This window comes from Neobacillus sp. BP17, assembly GCF_059579525.1.
Genome location: NZ_CM184198.1, coordinates 3,577,814 through 3,593,923 on the forward strand (window position 1 = coordinate 3,577,814; position 16,110 = coordinate 3,593,923).

General features: G+C 37.4%; 15 protein-coding genes. 7 read left to right on the forward strand and 8 right to left on the reverse strand.

Annotated elements, in window-relative coordinates; genetic code table 11:
• Positions 1–38: 38 nt before the first annotated feature.
• From AC4QJR_RS17285 to AC4QJR_RS17295, 3 genes are all read left to right on the forward strand, one after another.
• Positions 39–1,007, forward strand: coding sequence for a cupin domain-containing protein (locus AC4QJR_RS17285; protein WP_375376416.1), 969 nt, complete (start codon positions 39–41; stop codon positions 1,005–1,007).
• A 30-nt stretch (positions 1,008–1,037) separates the two neighbouring features.
• Positions 1,038–1,274 carry a DUF1450 domain-containing protein gene (locus AC4QJR_RS17290; RefSeq protein WP_496523665.1) on the forward strand — a complete coding sequence of 79 codons (237 nt, stop codon included), beginning with the start codon at positions 1,038–1,040 and terminating at the stop codon, positions 1,272–1,274.
• A gap of 168 nt (positions 1,275–1,442) precedes the next feature.
• A protein-coding gene (locus AC4QJR_RS17295; RefSeq protein ID WP_496523666.1) for an IS3 family transposase occupies positions 1,443–2,998 on the forward strand; the annotation gives its coding sequence in 2 pieces (ribosomal slippage) (positions 1,443–2,088 and positions 2,088–2,998; 1,557 coding nt in all).
• A gap of 99 nt (positions 2,999–3,097) precedes the next feature.
• Here AC4QJR_RS17295 and fdhD read toward each other — a convergent pair.
• From fdhD to AC4QJR_RS17315, 4 genes are all read right to left on the reverse strand, one after another.
• A complete protein-coding gene (fdhD, locus tag AC4QJR_RS17300) occupies positions 3,098–3,919 on the reverse strand; it encodes a formate dehydrogenase accessory sulfurtransferase FdhD (RefSeq protein WP_496523667.1) in 822 nt (273 codons plus the stop codon).
• A 33-nt stretch (positions 3,920–3,952) separates the two neighbouring features.
• Complete coding sequence (locus AC4QJR_RS17305) at positions 3,953–6,310, reverse strand: FdhF/YdeP family oxidoreductase (protein WP_496523668.1); 2,358 nt, start codon at positions 6,308–6,310, stop codon at positions 3,953–3,955.
• Between the two features lie 170 nt (positions 6,311–6,480).
• On the reverse strand, positions 6,481–6,837 hold the full coding sequence (locus tag AC4QJR_RS17310) for a Na-translocating system protein MpsC family protein (RefSeq protein WP_375376420.1): 357 nt from the start codon (positions 6,835–6,837) through the stop codon (positions 6,481–6,483).
• A gap of 582 nt (positions 6,838–7,419) precedes the next feature.
• Positions 7,420–7,593: a hypothetical protein gene (locus tag AC4QJR_RS17315; protein WP_251462426.1), complete on the reverse strand. Its 174-nt coding sequence runs from the start codon at positions 7,591–7,593 to the stop codon at positions 7,420–7,422.
• Between the two features lie 325 nt (positions 7,594–7,918).
• Here AC4QJR_RS17315 and AC4QJR_RS17320 point away from each other — a divergent pair, with 325 nt between their 5' ends.
• Both AC4QJR_RS17320 and AC4QJR_RS17325 read left to right on the forward strand, forming a co-directional pair.
• Positions 7,919–9,151 carry a benzoate/H(+) symporter BenE family transporter gene (locus tag AC4QJR_RS17320; protein WP_496523669.1) on the forward strand — a complete coding sequence of 411 codons (1,233 nt, stop codon included), beginning with the start codon at positions 7,919–7,921 and terminating at the stop codon, positions 9,149–9,151.
• Between the two features lie 163 nt (positions 9,152–9,314).
• A complete protein-coding gene (locus AC4QJR_RS17325; protein WP_251462429.1) occupies positions 9,315–9,557 on the forward strand; it encodes a glutaredoxin family protein in 243 nt (80 codons plus the stop codon).
• Between the two features lie 75 nt (positions 9,558–9,632).
• On the opposite strand, the gene AC4QJR_RS17330 is transcribed toward AC4QJR_RS17325, so the two are convergent.
• The 3 genes from AC4QJR_RS17330 to AC4QJR_RS17340 all read right to left on the reverse strand — a co-directional run bounded on the left by AC4QJR_RS17330 (position 9,633) and on the right by AC4QJR_RS17340 (position 13,088).
• On the reverse strand, positions 9,633–10,406 hold the full coding sequence (locus AC4QJR_RS17330; protein ID WP_098573218.1) for an arylamine N-acetyltransferase family protein: 774 nt from the start codon (positions 10,404–10,406) through the stop codon (positions 9,633–9,635).
• A gap of 52 nt (positions 10,407–10,458) precedes the next feature.
• Positions 10,459–12,759 (reverse strand): RNA polymerase recycling motor HelD, encoded by a 2,301-nt coding sequence (helD, locus tag AC4QJR_RS17335; RefSeq protein ID WP_496523670.1) that lies wholly within the window; start codon positions 12,757–12,759, stop codon positions 10,459–10,461.
• A 143-nt stretch (positions 12,760–12,902) separates the two neighbouring features.
• Entirely contained in the window at positions 12,903–13,088 is a 186-nt protein-coding gene (locus AC4QJR_RS17340; RefSeq protein WP_098573213.1) for a hypothetical protein, read from the reverse strand.
• A 196-nt stretch (positions 13,089–13,284) separates the two neighbouring features.
• Here AC4QJR_RS17340 and AC4QJR_RS17345 point away from each other — a divergent pair, with 196 nt between their 5' ends.
• On the forward strand, positions 13,285–14,142 hold the full coding sequence (locus AC4QJR_RS17345; protein ID WP_496523671.1) for an SPFH domain-containing protein: 858 nt from the start codon (positions 13,285–13,287) through the stop codon (positions 14,140–14,142).
• A gap of 13 nt (positions 14,143–14,155) precedes the next feature.
• Positions 14,156–14,311: a type II toxin-antitoxin system antitoxin gene (locus AC4QJR_RS17350; protein WP_098573206.1), complete on the forward strand. Its 156-nt coding sequence runs from the start codon at positions 14,156–14,158 to the stop codon at positions 14,309–14,311.
• A 497-nt stretch (positions 14,312–14,808) separates the two neighbouring features.
• Here the strand turns inward: AC4QJR_RS17350 and AC4QJR_RS17355 are convergent, their stop codons facing one another.
• A complete protein-coding gene (locus tag AC4QJR_RS17355; protein WP_496523672.1) occupies positions 14,809–15,984 on the reverse strand; it encodes an IS256 family transposase in 1,176 nt (391 codons plus the stop codon).
• Between the last annotated feature and the right edge of the window lie 126 nt (positions 15,985–16,110).

Below are 16,110 nucleotides of genomic sequence, written 5' to 3' on the forward strand. Positions count from 1 at the left end.
AGAACAAAAATATTTTTCATATCAAAGGAGGATTACATATGTCAAAAAATGTTCAACCTGGGGAATTTCATATTGGAACTGTAAGCGAAAACTGGACCGAGGATGCCCTTTTTTACGAGTATAGTACGGCTGCTGATCCAATTGGCAGTGGGATTATTAGTCCGATTCCTCCTAAAGAATTTGCACCTGAACTATATAATTCAGGAGAAACTCGTATTATATCATTGGATTTATCGAACGAGTTGAAAACCAAATATCCTGCAACAAGTCCGTCCCTGCTTGCACATTTTATCCGAATTAATGCAGGAGATTCGATTCAGACGCAACCAAACGCAACCAGTGAATTATACTATATTATTTCCGGGGCTGGTACAACCGAGGTCAATGGACAAACCATCAGTTGGAAAAAAGGTGACTTTTTAACACTTCCAGCCGGATCAAGTAGTCGTCATTTTGCGTCTGAGGATTCCACCATTTATTATATTTTGGACACTCCACTCCTTGATTACTTGGGAGCTAAAGCGACGGAAGCACGTTTTAAGCCGACACTTTATACGGCGGAACAGGCGAAGGCAAAATTAGATGAGGTAGCTAATGCACCCGATGCCCATTTAAAAAATCGTATCTCCATTCTATTAAATAATCAAAATTTCGAACAGACTTTAACCATTACACATGTTTTATGGGCTATGTTCGGTATTGTTCCTGTAGGCTCAAACCAAGCGCCTCACAGTCATAAATCCGTTGCCCTTGACTTTGTTGCTTATGCTGCACCTGGGACCTATACATTAGTGGGGGATAAGGTAGACCCTCTTACAAAACAAATTATTGATCCAATTCGAATTGACTGGGTAACAGGAAAAGCCTTCGTAACCCCGCCAGGGCTGTGGCACTCTCATCATAATGAATCAGGGGAACCAGCATTCATCATCCCAATCCAAGATGCGGGTCTACAAACATACCTTCGTACTTTGGATATCCAATTTACTCATTATGATGAGGAATAGGAGTATTCTAATAAAAGAAGAAAAAGTAGAATGAGAGTGGCTAAGTTTTGTGAGCGTAATATTAAGGAAACTGATGCGGACAAAGTCATTGACCTTCTTCGACTGCATTATCAAAATGATGTAGATGTTAGCATTGTAGACTGTTTTAGAAGGTGTTTAGAATGCAGGGTAAGACCATTCTGCCGTATTCAATTAACAACCATCGAGGCTGATGATGCTGAAAGCTTGGTAAATAAAATACTGCAAACGGTTAAAACAATTACGTAAGAAGACCATCGCACTCCGCGAAAAAAATCAAACCCAAGTGAGGATTAAATCACTTGGGTTTTTTCACGTTATTAAAATAGTGTCAGGCACCTTCTAAAATGATATGCTCCCGATAAAGTAGACAGATGAAATAATAAAAATCTGTTTACTTTTTTGGGGGCTTTTTCTATGGGGAAATATTCATCACAAGAAAAATTTGAGATAATAACGGCTTATGAAAACAGAAAAATCTCAGTTTCAGACTTTTGTAAACAACACCACATATCTTCTAGAACTCTGAATGATTGGATTTATCAATTTCAGACATATGGAACTGAATGGCTTCAGGGTTCGGGGGAATGGAAGCGGTATTCGAAGAAAGTAAAAACAGCTGCGGTTAATGACTTTCTTTCGGGTCAATTCTCTCAAGTTGAGATTGTACGTAAGTATGAAATATCAAGTCGTTCAGTGTTACAAGGATGGATTAGGATTTATAATGATCATAGAGAAATAGAAGAGACGAAAAGGGAGAAGAACTCTATGATTAAAGGCCGATCCACGACATTAGAGGAACGATTTGAGATTGTTATGTATTGCATACAGAACGGGAAAAACTATCAACAAACATCTGATCACTTTAATGTTTCCTATCAACAGGTGTATCAATGGATAAAGAAGTTTGAGAAGGAAGGACCGGACGGTCTAGAAGATAAGAGGGGGAAGCGTAAAACGGAATCAGAGTTAACCCCTGAAGAGAAAATACAGCGCGAAATGAAGCGGTTAGAGCAGGAAAATGAACGCCTTCGGGCGGAGAATGCATTCTTAAAAAAGTTGGAGGAACTCGAAAGGGGGCGGTTAAAGAGATAAGCCAGGTCCGTTTGGCCGATAAATATACAGCTATTCAAGAACTTCATGAGAAAGAGAAATTCTCCATTGTGCTATTATGTGAAATTGCGAGAATTCAACGCTCTTCTTATTATAAATGGCTTAATCGCACCCCTCCTGAGAATGAAAAGATGAATGAGGAAATCCTGGAGGAGATAAAACGTCTATATAAGAAAGTGGACGGTATATATGGATACCGCCGCATTACGATGAACCTAAATCGTACCTTACCAAAGTCCATTAATCATAAACGAGTGTATCGATTAATGAGAATAGCTGGAATACAATCCGTTATTCGACGCAAAAGGAAAAAGTATAAGCCAAGCACTCCACAACATGTAGCTGAGAACATCTTGAACAGAGAGTTCCACGCAGAGAAGCAAAATGAAAAATGGTTAACAGATGTAACTGAATTGAAGTATGGAGTCTCACAAAAAGCTTATTTAAGTGCGATTTTAGATTTGTACGATGGATCCATTGTCAGTTATGTATTAGGCAATTCAAATAATAATCCATTGGTATTTAAAACCCTCGATTTAGCTTTGGAAACTAACCCAGGAGCAAAACCTATCCTCCATAGTGATCGAGGATTTCAATACACTTCCCCTACTTTTAAAAGGAAAATTGATAAGGCAGAGCTGGTTCAGAGTATGTCGAGGGTCGGAAGGTGTATCGATAATGGACCAATGGAAGCTTTTTGGGGAACATTGAAAAGTGAAAAGTATTATCTGAACAAGTACAGCACCTTTGAAGAGCTGAAGAAAGACATTGAGGAGTACATAAAATTTTATAATTATGAACGATTACAAAAAAAACTAAACGGCCTAAGCCCCTTAGAATACAGGGCTCAAGCCGCTTAGTGTCATTTATTTATTTCCACTGTCTACTTGACGGGTGTCACTTCAAAATGGAGGTGCCTGACACTATTATCTGTCCACTAAATGAATTTTTCAAAATCCCTATAAAACAGATATTGATGAACGGTTATTTTCAATCCCTTGTATGCGCTCCTGATGGGTATACACATTAAATCCGTTAGCTCGGATAAAGCCAACTGCTGTAATTCCTAGTTCTTCTGCTAAATCTAGAGCAAGATTGGTAGGTGCAGATTTTGATAGAATAATTCCTACTCCAATCTTGGCTGCTTTTAGTAACACTTCGGATGAAATTCGGCCACTGAAAGCAATGATTTTATCCTTAAGTGGTATACGGTTAATCAAGCAATAGCCAAAAAGTTTATCGAGTGCATTATGTCGACCGATATCCGTTCGTGCTGCCACAATTCCATCCCTCGTACATAGAGCTGCATTATGGACCCCGCCGGTTTGTTGAAAATGTGAAGAGTTTTCTTGCATTTGCTTCATTAACTCACGGCATTGTTCTGGTGTAACCGTCAATTTGGTCATAACCGTTTTCGCTGTCTTTACATCGTTATGAAAGTAAAATTGCCGCCCTTTTCCACAACAAGATCCAATAAATCTCTTCGAATGGAAATCTTTTTGGATAGAATGTTTATTTACAAGATCAACGTATGCAAAACCTTTTTCTTCATCGATATGGATCGATTGAATATCCTGGTAGACTCGAATCACACCTTCAGAAGCTAGGAACCCGACCACCAATTCTTTCAATTCAGAAGGGGTGCACACCATGGTGGCAAACTCCGTTCCATCTAATATAATCGTTAGGGCAGATTCGACGGCAATGTCATCCTCTTCCTCGATGAAGTTTTGTCCATTGTACTTGACAATATTTTGAGAAGTAGTAATTTCCTTTAACAAATGAAGTACCCCTTTCCATGGATTTTCTTACCCTTAACCAACCTCTGTTTCGAGATCAGCAATTGGCTTTTCTAAATATTGAGTATCTTTCCGTGCATGATATCGTTCTGCTTTTTCTACATTAACAGTGATGTTATAATCCGGAATGCCGGCAAATTTCTCATAACGACCGCGAGGCAGCAAATAGTTCCCTTCTGGGAAATGAACTTCTAAATTTCCCTGTGCAATATCAACAAACTTAGCCGTACCTTGGAAGACACCAAAGCCGTTATAAACAACAATGCCTTCACCTTCAGCAATGCTTAATTTTTGCCCATCAACAGGACTCATTAAAATATCGTAACGACCGGCACCGTTTAACGGATCCACTTCTTTATACACCATCGAGTTAAACTGTTTGCCACGGCGGGAGGTAATAATAAATTGTTCCGGTTTTTTATTTAAATCCGGGATATCAACCGGAATTAAAGCACCTCTGCTATCTGGAGTTGGACAAACTCCATCTTCACATAACCAAGCACCACCCCACTGGAACACGTCTCCTTGCTTTTTCAAATGCTGAATTCCATTGTAATCAGGGTTTGCTTTGGCAATTTCCTCACGAATGGCCTGACCGTCAACAAAATCTACCAATTGGGCTGTTTCTGGTTTCACACGCTTCGCAAGGTCAAGATATATCTTCCATTCCGCACGTGCTTCTTCAATCATATTTTTGTTACCCGTAATTTCAGGAGAGAAGTAAACCATCCGTTCTGTTGATGTACTCGTGCCGCCTCCTTCTTGCTCATAACGGGTTTTCGCCGGTAACACGATGACAGCTTCTTTCGCATCAACTAACGTAGATGTGTTTAAAATAATATCTTGATGAACGCGAATCTCCAGTTCGGATAAGGCCTTCTCAATAAAGTCAGGGTCTGGCATCGTTTCTAAGAAATTACCACCAGAAAGGTAATATAATTTCACTTTCCGCTCATGATCTTCTGGAAGGACAATGTTTTCTAGAGTAACGCCAACGATATCCCCCTGCCAGTTTGGCAGGTCAAATCCCCAAAGCTGTTCGATTCGTTCTACATTTTTTTCGTCCCAGCCTCCGCCAGGTAAAACAAACGGATCTGCCCCCATTTCTCCGCTGCCTTGCACACTGGAGTGTCCACGGAACGGCATAAGACCAGCGTGCTTTCGCCCTAAGTGTCCACGCAGGAGGGCCAAATTTGCGACTTGAGAAATATTGTCTGTCGCAAAAGAGTGCATCGTCAGTCCAAGCGCCCACGCATATACCGCATTTTTGCTGTTTGCTAGAAGTTCAGCTAATTCTATGATTCTATCTTTTGAAACGCCTGATGACTCAATGATATCTTCCCAAGATTGATCTTGGACCTTCTTCTTCAATTCTTCGTAACCGTTTACATGATCCTCTACGAACTCATGATTAATTGCCGAACCATATGCTTTTACTTCCATATCAAACCAATGCTTCATAATTCCATGCATAAAGGCAATATCCCCGCCGATATTGACTTGATAGAAATCATCGGCAATTTTTGTTCCGAATAAGGCGGACTCAGGGTTTGAAGGAATCCAATACTGATCCATGGCTGGTTCGCGGTATGGGTTAACCACAATAATTTTGGTTCCTTTTTTCTTGGCTTCAAGCATATATTTTGAAGATACCGGTGATGAGTTCGAAGCAACACTTCCCCAAAACAATAAGACATCTGTTCCAATCCAATCTAGATAATTGGCTGTAGATGCTCCCACACCAATCGAACGTTTTAAAGCTGTTTTACTGGGAGCGTGACAAATACGGGAAGCGTTATCAATATGATTCGTCCCAAGAAAACGCGCGACTTTCGCTGCAACATAATAACTTTCGTTTGTAATCCCTCGAGCGGTTAAATAAAAAGCATATTGTTTTGGATCCAACTTTTTCATTTTTTCTGCAATGAGATCCATGGCGTCATCCCAAGTAATCCGTGAAAATTTACGTTCCCCTTTGCGACGAATCATCGGATAAGGAATCCGCCCCAGCTTACGAAGTTCAGTGCTGTCATATTTCTTTAGTTCATCAATGTCTGCATGCAGGATTTCAGGTTGAATCGCAGGCATTGTATTTAATCGAAGCACATTCAAACGTGTGGTGCAAACGTGTGGTCCATCCAATGTTTGGTCATATAACCCAGACACACCAAGTGCACAACCGTCACAAACCCCTTTCGTAATAATCCGTGTAGCATAGCCGATATTATCTTTATTATCCCATGCGATTTTCATTGTATCGCGGATATGCTGCGGCTTAATCTTCCCTAGTCCAAATGGAATCGGACTTACCCAGTATTTAGGAGCAGGTAACTTTGCCTTTTTTTGTGGTCCTGGATGTTGCGTTTTCCCCATTTTCATTTCCTCCTTAATTATGTCAATTGCTATTTTTCGAATAAAAAACCACCTAAGAAAATATTCATCCGTTAAAACGGACAAATAGCTCTAGGTGGTTAGTCTTTAACAGGGTCGCTGTCAAGTGCCAACAATATGTAGTTGAATGATGTTTTATCAAAATCAACTTTTTAGCTAAACTTTTCCTCAATATCTTGATCAAACACGAAGATTGACATCCCCATATCGTCTTCAATATCAATATCCACAAAGACACGAATGAATTTTACGCCCAGTAGTTCTTCCATTTCCTGAGGGTAGTTTTTTTTATAAATCTCTTTGACCATTTCTGTACGAGCAGATCGTAACATTTGTTTCCCATCTTCAGCGGAAGCAATAAATTTTTCAATCGGAGATAAATTACCTTCCAATTCACAAATTGCCCAGTTTTTGCAAAACTTTGTACGAACTTGACTAGGGCCTTTACCCATATGTCGTTTTCTGTAAGCGCGAACAATATTACTGAATTCTGCTTCATATTTATTCACATGACTCAACTCACTTGTTTTTACTCAATATTATCACTATGTTAATGATGTTTATTCTATAAGTATACTATATAACGGAATAAAAATAAAAACCATTGTAATAGATTCTTTGAAGATTCCTTAAAAAAGGCGGAATCCCAATTGAATCATTACAACGGTTCGCCTCAAACAGGTTCGCTGTTACGCACCAACTGTTATAATATTTTTCCCTTGTCATATGAGTTAAACCTTTTAACCGATCAACAGGTTCGCTGTTTCGTATTAAAAGAAACTCATATTTAATACATCGTAAATTTCACAAATTGTTCACATTTATCTTCTTAATTATAGCATGGTAGTGAAATCAGGACAATAGAAAATATTTTCAATTCCTGTTAAACCTGAATACAGTTTTTAATAAAACTTTTTTTGTTGAAAATATGCAATTAGCAATTGCCGAAAATGAATTGAATCTCTAATTGATATTCTTGACATTCCCTTTGCCCATTCATTGGACCAAATGGAGAAATATCCGCTTTTGCATCCTTAGTAAATGCGGATGTAATCCAGTTTGATCAACAGATTTCATAAAACAGCACCTTCTTATTTTATTCGTTTCATTCTTTTTTCCTTTTTGGCTTTCATGAGTTTTTGCTTTTTGACCATTTTCCTTCTTTCTAACTCTTTGGAACAATCTTCACTCCATGAAATTAATTCTTCATCAGACATTGTTGGTATTCTTTCAATTATTTCGTTTAATTTTTCCCATCTATTCATGTTTAAAAACCCCTTCAAAAGATTATGTTGATAGTCTTTGTTGGGTGTAACTTCTTTTATACAATTTTTCTTTTTTCTTTTCTTTTTTCCCTTGGCTAGTTCACTGAAAGTTATAGCGACCCTTGTTTTAGTGGATCAAAGGTTTGGATAGAATCTTTCATATTGAAAAAAGTGGATGAGAATAAAAGATTCAAATTGGACCTTTTAAAAACTTCGAAATCATCTATGATTAAAGAACAGCTTCTATTGCAACCATTATATAAAGGTACAAATACATGCGAAAGGAACTAATAGAAGAACTATTAACTAAAAAGGGGCAAAATTTATGGATCGTACCCAAGAAAAAAACAAATGGAGAAGGAATATTTTATTAGATCTAAATACCAAAAATATAGCTGCGGGGACAGTTGCAGGAATATTCGTGATAACAGGACCATCAGCTCTAATACTAGAAGCATCTTCAAATGGAAATTTTAGTACAGCACATACCATCCTATGGATATTTTCCGTTTATGTATTTGGAGGCTTATTAGGAATTTTCTTACCATTATACTATCGAATTCCTATTGTCGGGGGTCACTCCTTAACAGGAGTTGCATTTCTTGCCACTATGACAAACCAGTTTACTTTCAATGAATTAATAGGGGCATACATAGTTTCAGGGCTGTTGTTGTTACTCGTTGGATTACTAAGTTTTTTTTCAAGATTAGTAAATTTGGTACCTAGGGAAATTATTTCGGCGATGCTATCAGGAATGATTATGAAATATATGGTGAATTTTATTGTTTCCACAACCCAACTTTTTCTAGTTGGGGGTATTTCTCTGATCACTTTTTTTGTTTTTAGTAGATGGAAGACAAAAATTCCTCCTGTGATTGCAGCAATTGTCATTGGGACGATTGTACTATCCCTAACCTATCCCATAAATATAGGTAATTTGGTTCCAGGAGAGTTTTTTCCACAAATTCAACTACCAAATTTTAATACAGCTAGCTTTCTTTCTGTATCAATACCACTTGCATTACTAATTTTAAGTAACGATGTGGCAGTTGGGATAGGTGCATTAGAACAAAATCATTATCATACTCCCATAAATCGAATAGTTTCCTTTAGTGGAGTATTTTCTGTGATCTCGGGCTTCTTTGGGGGGCAATCGGCAAATATTGCCGGTATGGCAACCGTCATTTGTTCGGATGAAGAGGCAGGTCCGAAGGAAAAAAGATTCATGGGAGCAGTTGTTTCAGGTGCTCTCTTATTAATCTATGGCCTATTTTCATGGAAACTCGTTCCTTTTATTCAAGCCTTACCAAAAGAATTTATCTCCATCATTGTTGGATTTTCACTTCTTGGAGTGTTCAGCAAAAATATCCATCAAAGTTTCTCTGGTCCATCAATGAAAATAAGCACAACATTCGCCTTAATTATTGCATTATCCAATATTACATTATTAAATATAAGCTCTCCTATTTGGTCCTTATTGATAGGTACTTTGATTGCTAGATATATTGAAAAGGATACAATGGGAAAAATTGAGAATGATGGAAAAAGAACTGCTTAATTCATAATTAATATTAGTAACATTTTTCGAAATGAAAAAACATGAATCTAATTCTAATGCGCCCCAACTAAACCTTAATCCTTTTTACTACTTCAGTATAAAATGGTACACATAGAAACAGAATTCATTGTACAATGGCTATAATGAAATGGAGGTAATAAAAATGAAAAAAGTAATTATTTATTCACAAGAAACTTGCCCGCCTTGCCATGCGGAAAAATTATGGTTTAAAGAAAATGGGATTGAGTTTGAAGAAAGAGACATTCGGAAAAACGATCAATATTTGCATGAACTGATTGGACTTGGGGCTGTTGCTACCCCTGCAACCGTTATCAAAGATGGGGATAAAGAAGAAGTAATCCTAGGATTTGATCAAACGAAATTGGCTGAAATATTAGGAATATAAAAAGTACGAAAGAAAAAACACTGTATGAACAGCGATTGTTACTGTCATCAGTGTTTTTTGTCTTCGTATTTTAATTTATAGCCCAAAATGTTGATTTGCCAGCTCTAAAAATTTCTTGTTATCAATGGTCTCTTTAGATAGAATTCCATCTTCCCATTGGGTAAATGTGGTATCGGTTAGGGTAATATTTCCGTTTTTGGTTAGTCGGGTGATTAATGGGTGTTTGTTAAATGAGGATTTCGGGTGTTCGGCAATAATCGATTGGATTTCATTCAGATTCGCATCTTCAATAGATCTCTGCGAATCAAAAGTATAGCCTATTTTCCACTCAGTATCCTTATGCTTTAGTTTCATCTCTAAACAATAATCCCCTAGTTCATGATTTACTTTTCTAACCCTAAACTCTCCATTATCAGAAGTAACAGTCTCACCCGATAAAGGCACAGGTTTTAAAGGTAAATTCCCCCCAAAGCCTGTGTCAATTAAATACGTCTGTCCCTCGTGATTTAAAAGTACCGTTACATGCGTCCTTCCAAGTTGAATATACTCTTCAGCAGCATGATTATAAACAACACCGTCTGTTAGGACTGCGTTAAAGCCATTTTCTATGAGATAAAAATAAAAAAGCGGATTTAATTCGTAACAAAGGCCGCCTTCGTTTCTTGCCACAATTTTATTGATTACGTTTTCCTTTGTAATCTTACCTGTTTTGTTTTCAATAATTGATAAATTTTCAAATGGGATGTTACGTGCTGTTTTTTCAAGAACCTCCGGTAACTTTTCAAAGGTAATTTTTTCGATATTCGGCATACCTATTCTTTTATGAAATAAGGTTGTAAGGTTTTGCATTCCCTTCTCCCTCCAGTACTTTTTTTGCACTCCACAGCTTTTTAACTGACAACTAGAATTGTCCCGGTGGTACTCGATCCAATAATAAGTCCGATGGTGAACTTGCGTACAAATACAATCGATGCATCGGTCTTGTCATGGCTACATACAACAATTTGATGTCTAACTCTTCGTCACTGTAGGATTCTTCCAGAGAAACAATTAGTACAGCATCAAATTCCAATCCTTTTGAAAGGTATGAAGGTAAGATCACGACACTGCCCTTTTTCATATCTTCTTTTTCTTCTAATAGCTGTATTGGAAGATTGCTATTTTCCAGCATGTTATGTATTCGTAGGCACTCTTTGTCGGTTCTTCCAATAATCGCAATCGAGTTCAACTCTTCCTTTTTGATCAACTGAATATCATCTTCAAGGATTTGTTTTACTTGTTCTAAATTTGCAGGATCGATTTTCGTAAAGCGGGGTTTGTCCCCATGGCGGATGACTGGTTCCACTTTTGGCAAGTCTTGATTCATAATGGATAGTATGTCGTTGGCTAACTGCATGATCTCGACCGTGGTTCGATAACTCTTTTGTAATGTTTGATAATTCGCAGTTGGAAATATTTCCTTGACTAACGGTTCCCAGCTTTTTAACCCTCGATAAGAGTGAATCCCTTGCGCTAAATCTCCCACAATCGTAAATAATTCTGTTTCAAAACCCGCTCTAAGTGCGGCAAATTGAAAATAACTATAGTCTTGGGCTTCGTCAATGAAAATACTCTTCATTTTATATGGTTCTTCGATTCCTTCTAATTTTGCCTTCATATAGAATAACGGGGCATAATCCTCCAGTTCTAGTGCTTTTTTATCAAAATTTCTTTGACAATATTTACTTAACGCTCTGCATTCTTTCTCTGAAAGTGTACGTGAATACTTTTGTAAAAGTTCAGGCGAAGTCATCAGTTCCTTGTATAAAGTAAAAATATCTTTCTTAACAAAAGGCGCCATATAATTTTTTATCGCGACCTTCGACTCCTTCTCCACAGAACTGATTCTTTTTTCTTTTGAATCCATGAAACTGATTACTTTTTCCTTCCTTTTTTCTGATTCCGGCCGGCCGCTAAAAAGGAGTTTTTCTAAAGCCTCGTCATATTTGTTATTAATTTTAGAAAGAATCAGTGATTTTTTTAATCTTAGATCATTTGCTAAGATATTTTTAATTTTATCCAGTCTCTTATAGATAGGTAAGTATTGAAATTCTTGGATAAATAGTTTTTTGAGTCTCCCCCCTCTTATCAGGCGGGATTTTTCAATCATAAAATCCTCGGAAGGGGCCAAATTAAACTCAATTTCTTTTAAATAATGGTCGATTACCTCCTTAAATTCCAGAGATCCTTTATAACTGGAAACCCATTGAATCATGTTTGATTTTTCGTTTCCGTTAATGAGTGCCATTAATTTTGAATTAGGAGAGATTAATTTCATTTTCTTCCCTAAGCACTTACTCATAAATTCAATATAAGTCGTTTGTTTAATCTTGTTTACCCCGAGATCAGGAAGGACCGCGGAAATATAATCAATAAATAATTTATTAGGTGCAAGAATCATCAATTTTTCTGGAGGAAATCGATATCCAGAAGAGTATAGAAAGTAGGAAATTCGATGGAGAGCAATGGTTGTTTTTCCACTTCCAGCAGCTCCTTGAACGATAATGGGATGTTTAAGTGAGGCTCTAATGACTTCATTTTGCTCATTTTGGATGGTCGCCACAATCTCGGTTAAGCGATTATCTGCTTTTCCTGATAAGGATTTTTGTAATAATTCATCATGCGTGGTTAAATCGATATCTCTAATATCTTTTAAAAATCCATTCTCAATTTCATACTGCCTCTTTAGCGATAAATACCCACTTTGCGTTTCTCCGTAAGCATCATACGTTACATTCCCAAGACGGCCATCATAGTAAACATTGGCAATCGGTGACCGCCAATCGACAATAATAGGGATCTGATTGACACGGTCAAACAATGAGGCTTTTCCAATATATAAAATCTCTTCGTTGGTGTCACCACTGCTCGTAAAATTGATTCGAGAGAAGTACGGTTTGCCGATGATGCTCTCTAACCTTTCCAATTCACTCTCGGCTAATTCTAAAAATTGAGCATTCGTCAGGAGGGTCATGTAGCTTAAACTACTATCTGACGTATCCAATTCCGCAAAGGCTTCTTTCAAATTCTCCACGAACTGTTCTTTATTCCCCTTTGACATTTCCAACACGCTTTTAATAAATTCTTTCGTAAACTCTAAGCGTTCCACTTCTTCTTGATAATCTTTATGTTCCCGAACTGATTTTTGTTTGTTTGAACTCATTCTCTTAATCCGTCACCTCTCAATAGAGTTTATAGGGATGGAACACGCACAAAAAGAAACATCTACAATTTTTTTTGCAGATGCTTACTTTCACAATGGAGTTATATTTTACCATTTGGCAAGTGATAATACAATATTCTTGTTTACCCTTTGAAATAAAGTAAAGCAATGAGGAAAAGAATCAATCCTATTAAAAAAATAGGACCAAGACCGGTACTGTATACAAAGTAAATTCTAATATTCAGAAGCGCATGGACAATCAGAATGGCCAATAAGCAAACCAGTATTACAATGGTTAATTGTACATTTTTATTTCGATTTCGATTCAAGGAATTTACTCCCTTCTTAAAGCTCTACAGGGACAGTTAGTTTTTTATATAAATATTTTACAAGAGCTTGAAATATTCCTTTCGATACTCTCCCCCATATTTTCTTAAATTGAAAAGAATTTCCACTTTTGACAACCGAATATGATATAATTGTGATATCACTTTTATATCACTTATTCACGATGGAGGGAACGTAATGAAGGAAAAATCAATTTTTAAAATGAATGGGTTTGCTGCACTGGTCATTGCTCTTTTTTGTATTGGTTTTGGCATCTTTTTAATCGTAACTGGAACGATCACAGAGAAAATTACTGGCGTCATCTTCATGATTTTAGGGTTAATCCTTGCAACAAGTTTGACCATTGTTCAGCCTAACGAAGCAAAAGTATTAACTTTCTTCGGTACCTATCTGGGTGTCATCCGAGACCAAGGATTATGGGCAACCATTCCATTTACATTCAAAAGAAGTGTCTCCTTACGAGTGACAAACTTTAACAGTGAGAGACTAAAAGTAAATGATCTTGAAGGAAATCCCATTGAGATTGCAGCGGTTGTTGTATATAAAGTAAGAGATGCAGCAAAAGCATTGTATGACGTTGAAAATTATAATAAATTCATCCAAATTCAAAGTGAAACTGGTCTGCGTCATATTGCAAGCAGATATGCCTATGATTCGTTCGACCATGCTGAAAATCCATTAACCCTTCGTCAAAATAGCGATGAAGTCGCGGATGTGCTTATGTATGATTTACAAAAAAGATTGGATGTAGCTGGCGTGGATGTCATCGAAGCAAGAATCATGCATCTTGCCTATTCTTCTGAAATTGCTTCTGCCATGCTGCAAAGACAACAAGCTCAAGCTGTATTATCTGCTCGAAAAGTGATTGTCGACGGTGCCGTAGGACTTGTCAAAGCTGCGATCGACCAACTCGCAGAGCAAGAAATAGTTGAACTGGATGAAGAGAAAAAAGCGCAGATGGTCAATAACCTGATGGTCGCCATTGTCTCTGAAAAGGGAACACAGCCCATTATTAATACAGGAAGCATCTATTAAGGTCGTGTAATAAATGAGCAAACGAAAATCATTTCCACTTCGGATTGATCCGAAGTTATATGAAGTGCTGGAAAAATGGGCCGAAGATGAAATAAGAAGTGTTAATGCACAAATCGAAGTCATCCTAAAAGAAGCCGCTAAAAAGGCCGGAAGATTAAAAAAGGAATAGTTGGCACCGTTTTTTAGAAAATAAACCCCTAATTTTCTTAGGCTAAGCAGAAAGAAAATTAGGGGTTTGATGTCTTTATATGGGAAATGTAAGTTAGGGAAAATTCCTTCTTACATAAGCGTATGCTATACTCATCCAACCTGAGATTTTTGTACCAAACTGACCGGTTACATCATCCCCGATAACGTCTACCAAATGCCTTTGGACATACAGCATCAATACGAGCCAAATCTTCAGAAGTAAGTTCGATATCTACAACCCTTACATTGTTATTGGCTGCCGGTTGGCAGTTTGTCCTTAATCGAGTAACCAGCAAAAGTATAATAAACGGAGATTTTCCGGTTATATGCAGAATGGAGCTCGTTTCGAGTCAAGCCCATTATTATGTGTAAATTCATTCCTGATGAAAAACAATGTTAAGCAGCTGATTTATTTTTGGTGTACTGGAAGGGGGGTACCCCCCTTCCAGTACACCAAAAATTCGCGCTTCGCGGTTGCTATTTCTTCTCTTCTTGGTCCCGAATTATTCTTCTTCTTACTTCCTCAGCATAGTCCATTAAAACCGCACCAATTAATCGGAATGCGGATTGTGTATTAGGAAATATTCTAATTACCTTCTCTCTTCTCCGGACTTCCTCATTGATTCTTTCTAACGAGTTCGTACTTCGAATATGTGTATGGTATTTTGGTTTTTCATTTAAATATTGAATGGCATCTTCGAAGCCTTCTTCTAATATCTCTATCGCTTTTTCTAGTTTTGGATTATCTCCCAATTGCCCAATGAACTCATTTTTATATTTTCTTGCCTCTTCAACGGTCGTTACCTCAAATATTCTTTTTAAACCCATTTTCACTTCGTCCATGCCTTTTTTGGGCATATGCGTAATGATATTCTTTTTGAAATGCACTGTGCATCTTTGCCAAGAGGATCCAACAAACTCTGTACCAATGGCAGACTTTAACCCCTGATGTGCGTCAGATATAACTAGCTTAGGTGATTGTAGTCCTCTTGACTTTAGGTATTGGAAAAATCGTTGCCAGGCTTCAGTGCTCTCCCCATGATCTACTCTTAAACCTAGAATTTCACGTCTATTGTTCTGGTCAACGGCCGTTGCGATATATACAGCTTTAGATACAACACGATTATGTTCTCTTACTTTGATATACATGGCATCGGCAAAGATATAGGGATAGTACATCGTATTCAGAGGTCGACTTGCCCATTGATTCACTAAAGGATCTAGTTTTTCTGTGAGTGTAGATACAAATGATTTAGACACCTTTTGCCCACAGAGTTGTTCCACGATCTTTGAAACTTTTCTTGTAGAGACTCCATTCACAACCATTTCAAGCATGGCTAATACGAGAGCTTGGTCACAACGAGCATATTGTTCAAACACGGTAGTCGAAAATTCTCCACTGCGAGTACGTGGTACTCGAAGAGTAATTTTTCCAATGCCAATAATTAGATCACGTTCATAATATCCGTTGCGGTAGTCACGTCGTAAGTTAGAACGTTCATAGGATTCTGCTTGCAAGAACTCATCACGTTCTTTTTCCATAAAAGAATTTAATACCAAAACGATGGACGCTTTGATGACAGCGTCTATATTAGAGTTCATAACAGAATCTTTTAAATCATCGATATTTAGGTTAAACTGTACTTGAGTCATAATTACTTCCTCCACATTGTTTAATTAGCCGTTAACATTGTAACCATGAGGAATTAATTTGACTCATTTTCTTTTTACACAATTATATGGGCTTAATCTCGTTTCGGGGTAAATAAGGGAAGGTTT